The 15,777-nt window shown below is 48.6% G+C and carries 17 protein-coding genes and 1 pseudogene; 16 read left to right on the top strand and 2 right to left on the bottom strand.

The features are described 5' to 3' along the window. The 9 genes and pseudogenes from FWJ59_RS03550 to FWJ59_RS03590 form a co-directional block, all read left to right on the top strand. Positions 1-192 (top strand): annotated as a pseudogene (locus FWJ59_RS03550) (methionyl-tRNA formyltransferase); the annotation flags it as partial. 137 nt (positions 193-329) lie between these two features. Further along, complete coding sequence (gene rsmB / locus FWJ59_RS03555) at positions 330-1,688, top strand: 16S rRNA (cytosine(967)-C(5))-methyltransferase RsmB (protein ID WP_414480612.1); 1,359 nt, start codon at positions 330-332, stop codon at positions 1,686-1,688. A gap of 2 nt (positions 1,689-1,690) precedes the next feature. Beyond that, on the top strand, positions 1,691-2,761 hold the full coding sequence (rlmN, locus tag FWJ59_RS03560) for a 23S rRNA (adenine(2503)-C(2))-methyltransferase RlmN (protein WP_414480613.1): 1,071 nt from the start codon (positions 1,691-1,693) through the stop codon (positions 2,759-2,761). Further along, on the top strand, positions 2,727-3,530 hold the full coding sequence (locus FWJ59_RS03565; RefSeq protein ID WP_414480614.1) for a Stp1/IreP family PP2C-type Ser/Thr phosphatase: 804 nt from the start codon (positions 2,727-2,729) through the stop codon (positions 3,528-3,530). The genes rlmN and FWJ59_RS03565 overlap by 35 nt, the downstream gene beginning before the upstream one ends. Positions 3,531-3,535: 5 nt before the next feature. Beyond that, complete coding sequence (gene pknB, locus FWJ59_RS03570) at positions 3,536-5,443, top strand: Stk1 family PASTA domain-containing Ser/Thr kinase (protein ID WP_414480615.1); 1,908 nt, start codon at positions 3,536-3,538, stop codon at positions 5,441-5,443. Beyond that, positions 5,443-6,315, top strand: a complete 873-nt coding sequence (gene rsgA / locus FWJ59_RS03575) for a ribosome small subunit-dependent GTPase A (protein ID WP_414480616.1) — start codon at positions 5,443-5,445, stop codon at positions 6,313-6,315. The genes pknB and rsgA overlap by 1 nt, the downstream gene beginning before the upstream one ends. Beyond that, positions 6,312-6,968 (top strand): ribulose-phosphate 3-epimerase, encoded by a 657-nt coding sequence (gene rpe, locus FWJ59_RS03580; protein WP_414480617.1) that lies wholly within the window; start codon positions 6,312-6,314, stop codon positions 6,966-6,968. The genes rsgA and rpe overlap by 4 nt, the downstream gene beginning before the upstream one ends. Next, positions 6,965-7,603, top strand: coding sequence for a thiamine diphosphokinase (locus tag FWJ59_RS03585; protein WP_414480618.1), 639 nt, complete (start codon positions 6,965-6,967; stop codon positions 7,601-7,603). Before rpe ends, FWJ59_RS03585 begins: the two co-directional genes overlap by 4 nt. A gap of 80 nt (positions 7,604-7,683) precedes the next feature. Continuing rightward, complete coding sequence (locus tag FWJ59_RS03590; protein WP_414480619.1) at positions 7,684-7,866, top strand: hypothetical protein; 183 nt, start codon at positions 7,684-7,686, stop codon at positions 7,864-7,866. A gap of 182 nt (positions 7,867-8,048) precedes the next feature. Here FWJ59_RS03590 and rpmB read toward each other — a convergent pair whose 3' ends face one another. After that, positions 8,049-8,240: a 50S ribosomal protein L28 gene (gene rpmB, locus FWJ59_RS03595; RefSeq protein ID WP_414480620.1), complete on the bottom strand. Its 192-nt coding sequence runs from the start codon at positions 8,238-8,240 to the stop codon at positions 8,049-8,051. Between the two features lie 188 nt (positions 8,241-8,428). On the opposite strand from rpmB, the gene FWJ59_RS03600 reads away from it, so the two are divergent. From FWJ59_RS03600 to FWJ59_RS03630, 7 genes are all read left to right on the top strand, one after another. Continuing rightward, positions 8,429-8,779, top strand: coding sequence for an Asp23/Gls24 family envelope stress response protein (locus FWJ59_RS03600; protein WP_414480621.1), 351 nt, complete (start codon positions 8,429-8,431; stop codon positions 8,777-8,779). Between the two features lie 27 nt (positions 8,780-8,806). Beyond that, the gene (locus tag FWJ59_RS03605) at positions 8,807-10,459 is read left to right on the top strand and encodes a DAK2 domain-containing protein (RefSeq protein ID WP_414480622.1); all 1,653 of its coding nucleotides are present in this window, start codon (positions 8,807-8,809) and stop codon (positions 10,457-10,459) included. A 120-nt stretch (positions 10,460-10,579) separates the two neighbouring features. After that, complete coding sequence (gene recG, locus FWJ59_RS03610; protein WP_414480623.1) at positions 10,580-12,637, top strand: ATP-dependent DNA helicase RecG; 2,058 nt, start codon at positions 10,580-10,582, stop codon at positions 12,635-12,637. 186 nt (positions 12,638-12,823) lie between these two features. Then, positions 12,824-13,030, top strand: a complete 207-nt coding sequence (locus FWJ59_RS03615; protein ID WP_414480624.1) for a small, acid-soluble spore protein, alpha/beta type — start codon at positions 12,824-12,826, stop codon at positions 13,028-13,030. Positions 13,031-13,333: 303 nt separating this feature from the next. Beyond that, positions 13,334-13,882: a 16S rRNA (guanine(966)-N(2))-methyltransferase RsmD gene (rsmD, locus tag FWJ59_RS03620; RefSeq protein WP_414480625.1), complete on the top strand. Its 549-nt coding sequence runs from the start codon at positions 13,334-13,336 to the stop codon at positions 13,880-13,882. Positions 13,883-13,890: 8 nt separating this feature from the next. Further along, positions 13,891-14,373 carry a pantetheine-phosphate adenylyltransferase gene (coaD, locus tag FWJ59_RS03625; RefSeq protein ID WP_414480626.1) on the top strand — a complete coding sequence of 161 codons (483 nt, stop codon included), beginning with the start codon at positions 13,891-13,893 and terminating at the stop codon, positions 14,371-14,373. A gap of 15 nt (positions 14,374-14,388) precedes the next feature. Continuing rightward, a complete protein-coding gene (locus FWJ59_RS03630; RefSeq protein ID WP_414480627.1) occupies positions 14,389-14,871 on the top strand; it encodes an ATPase in 483 nt (160 codons plus the stop codon). Here FWJ59_RS03630 and FWJ59_RS03635 read toward each other — a convergent pair. After that, positions 14,868-15,686, bottom strand: coding sequence for a nucleoside recognition domain-containing protein (locus FWJ59_RS03635; protein WP_414480628.1), 819 nt, complete (start codon positions 15,684-15,686; stop codon positions 14,868-14,870). The genes FWJ59_RS03630 and FWJ59_RS03635 overlap by 4 nt on opposite strands. Positions 15,687-15,777 lie beyond the last annotated feature (91 nt).

Here is a 15,777-nt window from a genome sequence, read left to right on the forward strand (position 1 = left end):
ACCCCAGGGCAAGTAGTGGCGGCCGATCAACGCCAAGGACTGGTGGTGGCCTGCGGTGATGGATTTCTGCGGCTTGTCAAGATACAGGGGGAAGGCAAAAGGGTCATGGAAGATATTGAGTTTTTAAGGGGCAATCCCATACCAGTGGGCGCCGTCTTCCAAAGTGAGCCATCTTCTGAAAAACTTCCATGATCTTCTGGGAAGCTCCCATGATGGGTAAAAAAGAGCGTTGCAAACAATAGATTTTGGGAGTAAATATGTGTTGCTCTATGGTAGTTTTAAGGGCTAAGCAATAAACATCGTTTAAGGAGAATTGTGGAGCGAGCATTATGGAGGCTAAAACCGATGTTGCAAGGGAAACCGCCTTGCGGGTATTGAAAGAGGTAAACAATGACGGCAAATACGCCAACATAAGCTTGAAGCACAATCTGAGGAGGGCCAGGCTAACCGGGAAGGATGCCGCTTTCGTAACACAGCTAGTTTATGGCACCCTGGAACGGCAGATCACCATCGACTGGATTTTGAACAAGTTCTGCAGCTTAAAGCGGGCCAATCACTGGGCCGTAAACATATTGAGGATGGGCTGTTACCAGATCATGTATATGGATCGGGTGCCTGATTTTGCCGTTTGCGATGAATCGGTCAAGCTGTGTAAGAAGTACTGCAACAAAGCTCTGGCAGGCTTTGTAAACGGCGTGCTCAGGAATATCGTAAGGAATAAGGAGGGCATCACCTTTCCCTCAAAGGATGACGACCCTGTACTCAACCTATCCCTTACTTACAGCTATCCAGAGTGGCTTATAAAAAAGTGGATTGACGATTACGGCATAGGCTTGGCCGAGGCTATGGCCATGCCTGCCGTGAGCGATGGAGATTACGTGACCATAAGGGTTAACACAAACAGGATAACAAAGGATGAGCTTAAAGAGCGGTTGATGCAGCAGGGCATTGAGTGTGACGATGCCTTGTATATAAAGGATGAGGCTTTAAGGCTCCGCTGTGCCGGCGATATCGAGATTAATCCCCTGTATGCCCAAGGCCTTTTTACGGTGCAGGGCGAGAGCTCCATGTTGGTAGTTCGCGTTCTTGATCCCCAGAAGGGCGAGCTTATTGTAGATGCATGTAGCGCTCCGGGCGGTAAGGCTACCCATATGGCCCAGCTGATGAACAACGAGGGGCGTATACTGGCATGGGATATCCATCCTCAAAGGGTAGAGATGATAAGCTTCAATGCCACCAGGCTGGGGACAGCTATCGTAGAGCCTCAGCAACAGGACGCCCGGGAATTTCAGCCGACTCTTGAAGGACAAGCAGATCGCGTGCTCATCGATGCCCCGTGCAGCGGATGGGGGGTCATATACAAGAAGCCCGATATAAAGAACAACATAAGGCGGGAGGACCTCCATGAGCTCTATGAGCTTCAGAGGCGCATTCTATTTACCTGTTCCCGTTATGTAAGGCCGGGGGGCATACTGGTTTACAGCACGTGTACCATGAATGCCGATGAAAACCATAAGGTCATTGAGGAGTTTCTAGAGCGCAATCCCAATTTTAAGCTGGATGATTTTACGCATCTATTGCCGGAAGGTTTGAGGACCTCGGTTATTGCGCCGGGGATGATTCAGCTCATTCCTTCCAGGGATGGGATAGATGGGTTTTTCATCAGCAAGCTTAAGAGGATGATGTGATTATGGTAGAAAAGCAGGACATTTTGAGCCTCTCTTTGGAAGAATTACAACAGGCCATGCAGGAATTGGAGCAGCCTCAGTATCGCGCACAACAGATACTTCAGTGGCTTCACAGAGGAATAAAGAGCTTTGAAGAGATGACCAATTTGCCGAAGGCGCTTCGCGAACTTCTGGCACAGCGATTTTATATAGAAAAGCTGCAACTGCAGGACAAACGCATCTCAAGGGCAGGAGATGCAATAAAATATTTGTTTTTGCTGCAAGACCGTAATATAATTGAAAGTGTTGTGATGAAATATAAGTACGGCAATTCCCTGTGCCTGTCTACGCAGGTAGGGTGCAGGATGGGGTGTAAGTTTTGCGCTTCTACCGTGGGGGGGTTGGTTCGCAACCTTTCGGCAGGGGAAATGCTGGCACAGGTCATAGAAGTGAACGGCGACCTTGAGAAGGCCGGCGAACGCAAGTTGGGCAATATAGTGCTCATGGGCATAGGTGAGCCCCTTGATAATTATGATAATACCGTTAAGTTTATTAAGATGGTACATTATCCCATGGGGCTCAATATGAGCTACCGCAGGATTACGCTATCCACCTGCGGCCTTGTGCCCAGGATTATGGATTTGGCCGAAGAGGGCTTGCCCATTACCCTTTCCATCTCCCTTCATGCGCCCAATGATGAGATTAGAAAGCTCATCATGCCGGTTGCATCGGCCTATTCCATTGACGACATACTCAAAGCCAGCAGATATTACTTTAAGAAGACCGGCAGGAGGGTAACCTTTGAGTATGCCTTGATCAGCGACTTGAATGACAGGGAAAAGGACGCCATCGAATTGGCTCGTCGGCTTAAAGGCTTCCCATGCCATGTCAATATTATCCCTTTGAACGACGTCAAGGGGCTGGGATACAAGAGGAGCTCACGGGCTGCCGTGGAAAGGTTTATCTCGGTGCTGGAATCGCAAGGCATTGTAGTTACCAAACGCAGAGAGTTAGGGCTGGACATTGAAGGCGCCTGCGGTCAATTAAGGAGGAGTTACCTTGAGCGGGTTGAAGTCCGCCAGGATGAGAGGTGAGGAAGACGTGAGGCTGGTATTTAGTGCCTATAGCCATCCGGGCAAGGTGAGGAAGAACAACGAGGATTACTTTTTCATCCCCACCGGTGGAGCGCAGGTGAAGGATTTGATGATGGTGGCCGATGGAATGGGCGGCCACAAAGCTGGGGATGTGGCCAGCCGCATGGTGGTTGAAGCAATAATCCAATACTATGTTGAAAATCTGCACAGCGTTACATCGGTGGAACAGGCCAGGGACCTTATTTTGAATTCCATCCAGCATGCCAATATAAAGGTTTATAACCATGCTCAGGCCCGGGACATATATAAGGGTATGGGGACCACCCTTACCCTTGCCTATTTTTTTGACCGCAGGGCATGCATAGGCCATGTGGGGGACAGCAGGGCTTATCTGATACGCGACCGATCAGTGACTAAAATTACCAGGGATCATTCGTTGGTGCAGGAGCTGCTGGAAGAAGGCAAGATAACCCAGGAAGAGGTGGACAATCACCCTCAAAAGAACATCATCACCCGTGCCATTGGCACAGCAGATCAGGTGATGGTCGATTATTATGAGATAGAGCTGAAGGACAATGATATAATAGTCCTGTGCACCGATGGTTTGAGCAACCATGTGGATTTGAGCGAAAATATAGACCTTTTTTATACTGCTGAATCGCTGGATGAGATCGCCTCGACTCTGGGAAAAAAGGCGCTGGAAGCTGGAGGCGTTGACAACGTGACCATAGTGATGGCCAGGTACTCCTGTGCGACAGAAAAGAGGTGAAGCCTTTGCTGGGACGGATTTTAGGTGGAAGATACGAGCTGGAAGAGAAGATCGGCAGCGGGGGCATGGCCATAGTCTATAAAGCCAGGTGCCATCTACTCAAAAGGCACGTAGCAGTGAAGGTACTTAGGCCTGAACTGGTGGAAGATGAGGAATTTGTGGCGCGTTTTAAAAGGGAGTCTCAGGCAGCGGCCAGCCTTTCCCATCCCAATATCGTGAACATCTATGACGTTGGAGAAGAGAACGGCATATATTATATAGTCATGGAATATGTCAAAGGCAAAACCCTCAAGGAGTATATTCGCGAAAAGGGGAAACTGGATTGGGAGGAGGCCGTACGCATTGCCATTCAGATATGCTCCGCTCTCAAACACGCCCACAAAAACGGCATCATACACCGCGATATAAAGCCTCAAAACATTCTGGTTAGCGAAGACGGTACTGTGAAGGTTACTGATTTTGGCATAGCGCGGGCTGTTACCTCTGCTACCGTTACCATGGCAGGTGCCAACGTAATGGGCTCGGTACACTATTTTTCGCCCGAGCAGGCCCGTGGGGGGCATGTTGACGCGAAATCAGACCTCTATTCTCTGGGCATAGTGCTGTATGAGATGGTGACGGGTACCGTTCCCTTTGAGGGCGATACCGCCGTTTCGGTAGCCCTCAAGCATATTCAGGAAAAGGTAAAGCCCCCTGAAGAGTTAAATCCCGATATTCCCAAAAGCCTTCAGGATGTCATAGAGAAGGCGATAGAGAAGGATCAAAATAAGCGCTATCAGACTGCCGGTGAAATGATAAAGGACCTGCAAAGGGTGCTTAAAGAGCCTAACGGCAATTTTGTGGCGCGAAGCGATGACGACAGCGATATGCCCACGCAGGTCTTCAAGCCCATTAACGTTGAAAACGAACAGCAGGAGAGCCAGGATGAGGGCGAAAAGCGCCCCATAAGGTGGAGGCTGCTGTTTATCGCCATTCCTTTGCTGGCTATCCTGATGCTGTTTTTCTATATAGGCAGCCAGATATACCAAAATCATTTTGTGATGGAAGACGTGGAAGTGCCCAAAGTGGTGGGAATGGATGAGCAGGATGCTGAAATGGTGCTGCAGGAGCGCAACTTAATGATGAAGGTCATCGAGAGGAAAAACAGCAGCCAGGAAGAGGGTATCATCCTGTATCAGGATCCGGGCGAAGGCATAAAGGTAAAACCTCACTCAACCGTAAACGTAGTGGTCAGCCTGGGGCCTAAGATGATAAGGGTGCCCAACGTTGTTGGCCTTTTGCAACGCGATGCCGAGATAGCGCTGGAGAATGCCGGGCTTAAGGTTGGAACCCCAGAGTACGTTGAGAGCGATATGCCTACCGGGACGGTCATCAGGCAGAGCATAGAACCCAATACCGAGGTGGTGGAAAACACCGAAATTGTGCTGGTTATAAGCAAGAAGCCGGAGATAAAGCTGGTTGAGGTGCAGGAATACGTTGGGTTAAAAGAGGAAATTGCCAGGGAGCTCATAGAGGGCATAGGGCTTAAGGTAGGCAAGGTGGTCAAGAACTATAACCAGAATTACCCTGAGGGGGTTATATATAAGCAAAACCCGCAGGTGGGAGATGTGGTGGAACGGGGTCGTGAAGTCGACCTATGGGTGAGCTTGGGGCCCATGCCTTCTTATCCCAAAGTTTTGGAAATTGACCTCAGCCAGTACGGTAGAGATCAAGAGGACGATGCCAGCGTAAATGTTACCGTAAAGCGGGTCGATGATGGCCAAGTTGTATACAGTGCTCAACATGCCCTGTCTGAAGGCGTTATATCCATAAATCTTGAAGGTTCGGGAGTTGTGCGCTACAGTATATATATAGATAATCAGCTGGTTAGGGAGATAGTAGTTGATTTCACCAAAAGGGAAGATGGGGATTGATGGAGACGGGGATTATAGTCAAGGGAGTAGGTGGATTCTATGATGTCTATTTAAATGGCAATGTCCTGCGGTGTGTACCCAGGGGTAAGTTTCGAAAACAGGGCATTACCCCTTTGGTGGGGGACGTGGTGGAGGTCAACACAAAGGATGCCGCTATAGAATCGGTATTGCCACGAAAGAACCAGTTTAAGCGCCCATGTGTGGCAAATATTGACAATCTGGGAATTGTGGTGTCGGTGAAGCATCCGGAACCAGATTTGCTGCTGGTGGATAAGCTTATACTGGCAGCCCGGATGAATTCTGTAAGGCCATTTATAGTGATAAACAAGGTAGACCTTGCAGAAGACAAGTCCGAGATAAAGGCCATTGAAGAGGAGTATCGCCTTGCAGGCTGTCCTATTTTTTGCATATCTTGCAAGGAAGGTATCGGGATTGAAGAGCTCAAGCAGAACATGTACAGCGGTATCACCACCTTTGCCGGGCAGTCAGCTGTGGGCAAGTCATCCCTCATTAACCGGCTCTATCCTGAGGTATCAAGGGAAGTGGGGGACATAAGTGAAAAGATCAAAAGAGGAAAGCATACCACCCGCAGCGTGGAGCTCCTGGTACTGCCCGATGGCAAGATGCTGGTCGATACCCCTGGTTTCAGCGCGTTGGAAGTGGACCTCATGGAGCCAGAGCAAGTTCAACTCTATTATGACGAGTTCATTACATATGCTGATGAATGCAGGTTTCCTAAGTGCCTGCATTACAGGGAACCCCAATGTGCTGTGAAGGAAGCCGTAGAGAGGGGAGAGATCCCTAAGCAGCGCTATCAACGCTACATCCGGATCATAGAAGATATAAACGAAAAGAGGAGGGAGCGGTGGTGATAAAGATAGCCCCCTCGATCCTTTCGGCAGATTTTTCCAGGCTGGGTGAGGAGGTAAGAAGGCTGGACCAGGGGGGGGCCGACATGGTACACATAGACGTCATGGACGGCCATTTTGTGCCCAACATCACCATAGGACCTCTGGTAGTCAAGGCCATACGCCCCTACACCGAGCTGCCTTTTGACGTGCACCTTATGATGGACAACCCCATGGACTTCGTGGATGCCTACATGGAGGCAGGCGCCGATAGCATTACTGTGCATGCCGAGGTGCTGCCCCATCTGCACAGGGCCATACATTATATAAAGGACTTAGGCGTAAAGGCCGCTGTAGCCTTAAATCCGTCTACCCCGCTCAACGTTTTGGAATACATATTGGAAGATGTGGACATGGTGCTCCTGATGACGGTAAATCCGGGCTTTGGCGGTCAAAAGTTTATCCCTGCCATGATGGATAAAATAAGGAAGCTGGTTGACATGAGGAATGCCTGCGGCGCTAACTTTTGCATACAGGTGGATGGTGGTATTGGCTTGCACAACATAAGGGATGTGGTAAAGGCCGGAGCGGAGGTTATAGTAGCCGGCTCTGCGGTTTTTGGCGCCCAGGATGTGAAGAGCATTATAGAGGCTATGAGACAAGAGGCAAAGTCATGAGGGTGCTAATAATTGCTAACGGTGAGATAGGGGATATACAAAGGGTAAAGGCCATGCTGCCCCCGGTGGATTACGTTATATGTGCCGATGGAGGATTGAAGCATGCGCAGGAGTTGGGAATCGTTCCCGATCTGCTGGTAGGGGACTTCGACTCGCTGTCCGATGAGATGCTGCGGGAGTATAGTGTGACAGGGGTTGCCATCAAGCGGTATCCTGTAGACAAGGACAAAACCGACATGCAGATAGCCGTCGATACTGCTATAGATATGGGGGCCAGCCAGGTGTTTTTGGTGGGGGCTTTTGGTAGCCGATGGGACCATTCCTATGCCAATATGTTGATGCTGTACAGGCTTGCCAGGCGGGGCATAAAAGCCCAGATTTTAGATGCCCATAACGTAGTGATGGTTTCCACCAGCGGGAAGATAGAGATAGAAGGCGAAATAGGGCAGACCCTGTCGTTGTTGCCCTTAGGCGGCGATGTCCGCATCCTGAGCACTGATGGGCTTAAATATCCCATAGTAAATGGCATTTTGCCTTTGGATTTCCCTTACGGGGTAAGCAATGTACTTATAAAGCCACGGGCAGAGGTACATGTAGGTTCAGGGTGGGTAATGGTGGTGATAGCAAGGGATTGATTTTTTAGCGGGTCACCCGTCTGCCGCATGCAGCATATAATGTCTATCGAGGCAAATAGCTATCCTTATGCAGGCGGGAAGTGAGCGGGGTGGTCGTGAGGTTTTCTCCTAGAAAGAAAAATAACACGGTTAGGGTTATTCTGGGCGTGCTATTCATCGTCGCGGGGGTACTACTGATAATAATATGGGTACCGTTATGGATGTGGGTACTCCTGCTGGGAGGTGTGATGATAGCCATAGGCGTCATTCTATTGAGGAAGTGAGGTGATGGGCATGACCAGGATATATGTCGTAAAGCTGCCCAAATTGCTGGGGGTATTAATAAGAAGGCTGCTGAAAATAAAGGCAGCTTGAAAGGTTGCTGTCGATAAAAAATTAAAAAACGTGCTTAATCGCACGTTTTTTTAGTATGAGCATTTATACATACTACAGCGCCGAAACTTGATTAAAGCGCTCTCTGTACTCTTCCCGATTTAAGGCAAGTGGTGCAAACCTTGATGGTCTTGGGCCTTCCATTGACGATGGCTCTCACCTTTTGAAGGTTTGGAACCCATATGCGGTTAGTCTTACGGTTGGAATGGCTGACTGCTTTTCCGTACAACAGCCCCTTCTTGCATATATCACAGCACCTCGACATGGACCTTACACCTCCTCCTTTACATCCGCTGCCGTTGCTTAAAAACAATATTATTTTACCATTAAACCGGTGGTTTTGCAAGAAAGCAAAAGCCAAAAAATAAATGTTATTGCATGATTTGCCGTCATATTATAGAATGATAGTAGAATTTTAGGCGGTGAAGATATTTTGAGAAGGGAGGCACAGTAATGGCTGCTAGGAAGAGAAATTCTTTGGGTGAGATCATCATCTCGGACGACGTGCTGGCAACGCTGGCGGGCATATCGGCTATGGAATGCTATGGCATTGTGGGAATGGCTGCTAAACGGCCGACGGATGGATTGGTAGAACTGCTGGGTTTAGAAAATCTGTCCAAGGGTGTTAAGGTTAATACGCAGGAGAATGAAGTTTACATAAATCTGTATATTATTGTGGAATACGGGATTTCCATAGCTACTGTGGCCAAGAACGTCATGGAAACAGTAAAATATAATATAGAAAACTTTACCGGTATGACCGTAAAACGAGTGGATATAAGCGTGGAAGGTATCAGAGTATGAAGCTACCCTGACTGAAGGAGGTACAAGGTGTTGAAGTGCGAATTCATTGATGCAGCAAAACTTAAAGAGATGATATTGTCTGCCACCCAGTTTTTGGATAAGCATAAACAAGCCGTGAACGCCCTTAACGTGTTTCCGGTTCCCGATGGCGATACCGGTACCAATATGTCCCTTACCATGTTGGCAGCGGCAAAGGAGGTACAGAGTGCCCGTTCGGATAGCATGGCCCAGGTGACAAGCGCCCTGGCCAGCGGCGCGCTGAAGGGAGCGAGGGGGAATTCAGGGGTCATACTGTCTCAGCTGTTCAGAGGATTTGCCAGGGCATTGCAGAACCTGAGCCAGATTACCACCAGCGATTATGCTGAGGCTATGCAAGCGGGAGTGGACACCGCATACAAGGCCGTTATGAAGCCGGTTGAGGGTACCATGCTGACCGTTGCTAGAGTTGCGGCCGAAGAAGCGAGGAAGATAGCCAGGACGCAAAAGGATTTCATTGAATTTTATGAGCAGGTCATAAAGGCGGCTAAGAAGGCCTTGGATAAAACCCCTGAGATGCTTCCGGTATTGAAGCAGGCAGGCGTCGTGGATGCTGGTGGCATGGGGCTTCTGTACATTATGATAGGTGCCAGCCATGCTTTAAAAGGGACTTTTGAGCTGGATAGCACCATGATGGCTAGCGAGGGTTGTCCGACAGAGCTCAAGTTTGAAATACAGCCCCAGGAAAATATTGAATATGGATACTGCACCGAATTCCTGGTAAAGAACCTATATCCTTATGTGGAAGAAGGGGACGAGGAGAATTTAAAGGAAAGATTGAACAAGCTGGGAGATTGTGTGGTGGTGGTACGCGACAATGACATGATCAAGGTTCACGTGCACACCAACATGCCCGGCAAGGTGTTACAGCTGGGCTTGAGGTACGGGGAGCTATCCAGCATAAAAATAGATAACATGAGAGAGCAGCACAGGCACTTGAATGAAATAGGTGTTGAAGGGCCACAACCGCCGGATGATGTCGTGGAGAAGCAATTTGGCGTAATTGCGGTAGCCATGGGCCAGGGGATTGCATCCATATTCAAAGATTTAGCGGTGGATTTTGTGGTTGAAGGCGGACAAACCATGAACCCCAGCATAGATGACCTGTTAAAAGGTATAGAGAAGGTTAAAGCCAAGGAGATATTCATCCTGCCAAACAACAGCAATATAATCCTGTCGGCATCCCAGGCACAGCAGATGAGCCAAAAGAAGATTTACGTTATACCCAGTAAATCCATCCCTCAGGGAATAGCGGCCATGCTGGCTTTCAACCCTGATCTCGATGCCGAGACCAATGTACAGCGCATGACGGCGGCATTAGGCTCGGTGAAGACCGGACAGGTGACCTATGCAGTACGGGATTCCAGTTTCGATGGTATGGACATAAAGAAGGGCGATATTTTAGGCTTGATTGATGGCAAGATAAGCGTGGTGGGCAGCGATATAAGCGAAGTTGCAAAGGGCCTTATAGATAACATGGTGGATGACAATAGCGAGATAGTTACGCTGTATTATGGGGAACAGATAAGCGAACAGGATGCGCAGGCTATAGCGGATTTTGTCTCAAACCGCTATCCAGATGTTGAGGTAGAAGTCCATTTTGGAGGACAACCATTGTATTATTACATCATATCGGTAGAGTGAACATTTTTGCGCCGTTTCGAATGACGAGCCGGGGGAGTACCTTCCGGCTTTTTGTTTTTTTGTGGTATAATTTTTCTATGCATGCTTGACGTTTCAACTGTAATGGGGTGCAGATGGCTTATGAGCATATTGGAGCAGGATGTGCAGTTTATAAAAGGCGTGGGGCCTAAAAAGGCAGCCCGTCTAAACAAGCTGGGCATAAAGACTGTGGAGGACGTGCTGCAGCATTTTCCCAGGGATTACGAGGTATGGCGTGGCATACAGAAAGTGGCCAACGCCGTACACGGCGAGGATGCATCCTTTGTGGTGAACTTTGTGGGAAGTGCAAATACCCAAAATCCCAGAAAGGGCTTGACCATAACCACATGGCGCGCGAAAGACGATACCGGCTATCTGTGGTGCGTATGGTTTAATCAGCCTTACCGAAGCAATATGTACAGCACCGATAAGCAGTATTTTGTTCGTGGAAAGGTAGAATACAGGTACGGGATGGTGCAGCTTCAAAATCCCATCGTTGAGGAATATGTTCCTGAAAAACACGATGGTAGCAAAATATTGCCCATTTATCCCCTCACCGAAGGGATCACCCAAAAGGACATGCGCAATTTGGTGGCGGAGGTCCTAAAGAGGGTGGAAGGAACATTGAAAGACCTGTTTCCGGCTGATCTGCGAGAGAGATTTAAGCTAGTCGAGAAGAATTATGCTATGCACCATATCCACCTTCCCCAATCCCTTCAGGCGCTTCAGGATGCCAGGCGCAGGCTGGTATTCGAGGAATTTTTCTTTATGAAGTTGGCGCTGCAGCTGATTCGGGAGAAAAATCAGAGCGACAACCGGGGCTTGACCTTTAAGTGGGATGAAAGTGCTTTTGAAGAATTTGTACAAAATCTGCCCTTTCCTCTGACCAATGCCCAGAAGAGAGTGGTGGGCGAGATATTGAGGGATTTGAAAAGCGGAAGGGTTATGAACCGGCTGGTACAGGGAGATGTAGGGTCGGGTAAGACGGTGGTAGCAGCCCTGGCATTATACTGCGCCGTGCTCAGCGGGTACCAGGGAGCCATGATGGCACCAACGGAAATATTGGCCAAACAACACTATGCAACCCTCAAAAAGCTCTTTGATGGTACCGGGGTAAAGGTGGAATGCCTTGTAGGTGGGATGAAAAATGTCGAGAAGGAGAGCGTGAGGTTCAGGCTGGCCAGAGGTGATATCGATATCCTGGTCGGAACCCATGCTATAATCGAGGATGGAGTGAACTTCAAAAATTTAGGCCTGGTTATAACCGACGAACAGCATAGGTTTGGGGTGCGGCAAAGGGCTGCCCTGCAGCAGAAAGGCCAATCGCCCCATATGCTTGTCATGTCGGCTACTCCCATTCCCAGGACCCTTGCCCTCATGTTTTATGGCGACTTGGACGTCTCGGTTATCGATGAGCTGCCGCCTGGCAGAAAGCCGGTCAAGACCTATCATGTCCCCCCCTCTATGAAGGGCCGGGTTTTGGAATTCATCAAACGTCAGGTGGCAGAGGGACGCCAGGCATATATGGTATGCCCTTTGGTGGAAGAATCGGAGGCTATAGATTCACAGTCAGCCATAGAGCTATTTGAGACCTTGAGGCGCGGAGAGCTAGCGGATTTGAGGTTGGGACTTTTGCACGGGCGCATGAAACCTGCTGAAAAGGAGAGCGTGATGGAGGCCTTTGCAGCCGGCCAGATCGATGTGCTGATTTCCACCACGGTGATAGAGGTAGGGGTAAACGTGCCCAATGCAACCGTCATGGTCATTGAGAACGCCGAGAGATTTGGCTTGGCTCAGCTGCATCAGCTGAGAGGAAGGGTTGGCCGTGGTGACCACCAGTCGTACTGCATCCTTATTGCCGATGCCAGCAGCAGGGAGGTTTATGAGCGTATGAAGGTCATGACCAAAACCAACGATGGCTTTGAGATAGCCGAAAAAGACCTGCAGCTCAGAGGGCCGGGCGATTTTCTCGGCGTTAAGCAGCACGGTCTGCCCGAGTTTAAAATTGCCAACCTGGTGAGGGATGTAGGTATATTGAAACAGGTTGATCTAGCTGTCAGACAGGTCTTGCAGGCAAGAGATAACCCGGCTTATAAAGCCCTGATTGAATATACCATGGATAAGTTTAATGAACAGCTCAAAGAGATAACGTTCAATTAAAAAAATGACAAATAGTATAAACAAAACATATGCCCTGATTACCTCTGAAATAAAGGTATATCAGGGTCAAATTTTGCGCTTTAAAATAAGGAAGGTTTAATATACAGTTGCTATATATTACTAGAGTAAAAATCGTTGTATTGGTTAAATTAATAATACCACGATGAAATAGGAGGTGAAATAAACGTGGCCAGAAATAACAGGAATCGCACTATAGTTCCCGAGGCTAGGCAGGCTCTCGACAACATGAAGTTTGAGATAGCCAGCCAGCTGGGAGTTAACCTAAAGCAGGGGTACAATGGGGATTTGACCGCTAAAGAGGCTGGTTATATCGGTGGGTATATGGTGAAGAGGTTAATCGAGCAGGCCGAGAGGCAGCTAAGTGGCAGATAACATGTATGATAAAAGGGAACGGCTCAACGCCGTTCCCTTTTATCGTTGTAAATAGCTACTTTCTGCTATAGAACAAAAAAACTGGTGACCTTTAGGCCACCAGCGCTGGGAGAGGAGAATTGAAGGAAGAGCTCTATGGGGGATGTTACATTTTTATTATTGCACCATATGTTTCAAAATATACATCTCCATAGGGAAAATGGTCCTGTTTTTGAAAGATTGCTTGTGCGGTGTAGTAAATTATGTTAGAATGAATAATAATTAATATAATTTAATGAATTCCGTGCTATGGAGGCAATGAGCTTGAGGGTTATAGCAGGGCGGTGGAAAGGGAGAAGGCTGCTGGCGGCCAAGGGCATGAACACGCGGCCCACGGCTGATATGGTAAAGGAGGCCATATTCAATATACTGCAGCAGCGTATTGCCGGCAGCAGCGTGCTAGACCTGTTTGCAGGGACGGGCAATCTGGGGCTGGAAGCTTTAAGCAGGGGATGTTCAAGGGTGGTGTTTGTAGAGAAGGATTCGCGCGCTGTGGATGTGCTCAACAAAAACCGTGCCAATCTGGGATGTCTTGAACAAACCACCGTTATGCGTTACGACGTATTTCATGCAATCAAGCGCCTTTCTGGCAAGGAAAGGTTTGACATAATATTTGCCGATCCACCTTACAGCAAAGGGTTGGAGGTTCCGCTTCTTAATGCCATTGCCGACAGCGATATATTGCATGAGGATGGCATAGTTGTACTTGAGCATTCAAGCAGAGACCATCAACCCGATAGAGTGGGGAATTTGGTTAAACTGCAGGACAGGCATTACGGCGATACCGTCATAAGCCTTTATAAGAAGGAGTGAATGGCATAGTGAAAATAGCTGTTTATCCTGGAAGCTTTGATCCCATAACCAATGGGCATATGGATATCATAAAGCGGGCCAGCAGGATATTTGACAAGCTGATTGTGGCTGTGGTGCGCAACCCCAACAAGGTGGCCACATTTACGGTTGCCGAGAGAGTGGAGCTGATAAAAAAGGCGGTAAAGGATTTACCCAATGTAGAGGTTGACCATTTCGAAGGATTATTGGTCGATTTCATGAGAAAGAAAAACGCACGGGTTATCATAAAGGGTTTGAGGGCGGTATCCGATTTTGAATACGAGTTTCAGATGGCCCTCATGAACAGAAAGTTGGATCCCAACATAGAGACCTTATTCATGATGACCAGCTATAAATACTCCTATTTGAGCTCCAGCGTCGTCAAAGAGATAGGTAGGCTGGGTGGCTGTATAGGCGAGCTGGTCCCCGAAGTCGTTCTGCCCGATATACAAAAGAAATTGATTAATTCATGAGGAGGAATAAAGGAGATGAATGTCTTCAGCCTTCTGGATATTTTGGAGGATGAACTGGAGAACGGTAAGCCGGTGCCCCTCCTGGGCAAAGTGATGGTGGACCGCGATAAATGCCTGGATATCATCAGGGATATCCGCCTTAGTTTGCCCGAAGCACTGGAACGAGCAGAGATGATAACTAGGGAACGCCAGAGGATACTGGCCGAAGCCCAGAAAGAAGCCGAAACCCTTCTTAAAGAAGCGGAACAGCACATCAAAGCCCTTGTGGACGAGCACGAGATCACGCAGATGGCCTATCAGCAGTCAAGGGAGATCATCGAAAATGCACAGGAAAGCGCCAAGAAAATACGGTTGGGTGCAAGGGAATATGCCGATGAGATACTCCAGGAGGTAGAGCGCTACCTTGCCCAGCAGCTGGAGGTTATAAGGCAGAACCGCGAGGAACTAAAGGGGAGCAAAAAGCGAGGAGTTAAAGAGGAGCAAGAGGTGAACCGCTAGGGGCGCTTTGGACCTCCGGATGACTTGAGGCGTACCGCGATGAGTGGAATTAGGGCGGTCAGGGCCAGGATTAGAATGCAATATACAACCAGCTGCCATGCGCTTTGCAGCTGAGCGGAAAACGATGTAATCGGTTGAGGAGTAAATTGGTGAAACGCGTCCAGGTCGGGTTGTGGCCATATTTTCATAATGGCCCATGCCAGGATGGATGAAATGACTCCATGGAGAATCTTTGTCATGATGTAAAGGCCAATGGAGATATCGCTTTTGCTCAAAAAGCCCATTACCTGGCAGTGAATGGAAAATCCGCTCCAGCTTATTACAAAGGCGCTGAGGATTATTTTTTGCGAGAGCGGAGCAGCAGCCTGGGCTATCAGCTTGCATCCGGTGGTCATCTCCAATATTCCTCCCATGAGGCCGGGGAGGAGTTGAGCATCTATCCCCAAAGGCAGGAGGATTGGTGCCAGCAATTGAGATAAGCTGCTTATAAGACCGGTTTTCAACAATATGTCTATGATTACCGAGAAGAGGATGATAAATCCCCCTATATACAAAAGCGCGTTCATGGAATTGCGAACGGCATCGCTCAGCATTTCTCCAAAGGTCCTGCCGTCCTTTTTTCTTGCCGACAGCAGAGCCTTGAAAGCCGTCTTAATGCCAGGGGGACTTTCTATTTTTTTGGGCTCTTTATGGTTGGATGGCATATAAAAGCGGAATATAAGGCCTACTATGATGGAAGCCATATAATGGCTTGCTGCAATGATCTTGCCGGCTGAAGAGCTGTTGAGCATTCCGATGCCAACCACCCCCAGCATGAAGAGGGGACCGGAGGTACTGCAAAAGGCCATTATCCTTTGGGCCTGGTGGGGAGTTATGTCCCTCCTTTCGAGAAAGGATGAGGTAAGC

Origin of the sequence: Caldicoprobacter sp. (assembly GCF_047459465.1) — a bacterium.
GTDB lineage: Bacteria > Bacillota > Clostridia > Caldicoprobacterales > Caldicoprobacteraceae > Caldicoprobacter.

What these genes read in the sequence shown, in the direction of transcription:
- FWJ59_RS03635 (WP_414480628.1), bottom strand. Translation starts at nt 15,686, where the DNA reads ATGCTGGGGGTGGTTGGCATCGGAATGCTCAACAGCTCTTCAGCCGGC.
- rpmB (WP_414480620.1), bottom strand. Translation starts at nt 8,240, where the DNA reads ATGTCGAGGTGCTGTGATATATGCAAGAAGGGGCTGTTGTACGGAAAA.
- rsgA (WP_414480616.1), top strand. Translation starts at nt 5,443, where the DNA reads ATGGAGACGGGGATTATAGTCAAGGGAGTAGGTGGATTCTATGATGTC.
- rlmN (WP_414480613.1), top strand. Translation starts at nt 1,691, where the DNA reads ATGGTAGAAAAGCAGGACATTTTGAGCCTCTCTTTGGAAGAATTACAA.
- rsmB (WP_414480612.1), top strand. Translation starts at nt 330, where the DNA reads ATGGAGGCTAAAACCGATGTTGCAAGGGAAACCGCCTTGCGGGTATTG.
- FWJ59_RS03600 (WP_414480621.1), top strand. Translation starts at nt 8,429, where the DNA reads ATGGCTGCTAGGAAGAGAAATTCTTTGGGTGAGATCATCATCTCGGAC.
- FWJ59_RS03630 (WP_414480627.1), top strand. Translation starts at nt 14,389, where the DNA reads ATGAATGTCTTCAGCCTTCTGGATATTTTGGAGGATGAACTGGAGAAC.
- FWJ59_RS03585 (WP_414480618.1), top strand. Translation starts at nt 6,965, where the DNA reads ATGAGGGTGCTAATAATTGCTAACGGTGAGATAGGGGATATACAAAGG.
- recG (WP_414480623.1), top strand. Translation starts at nt 10,580, where the DNA reads ATGAGCATATTGGAGCAGGATGTGCAGTTTATAAAAGGCGTGGGGCCT.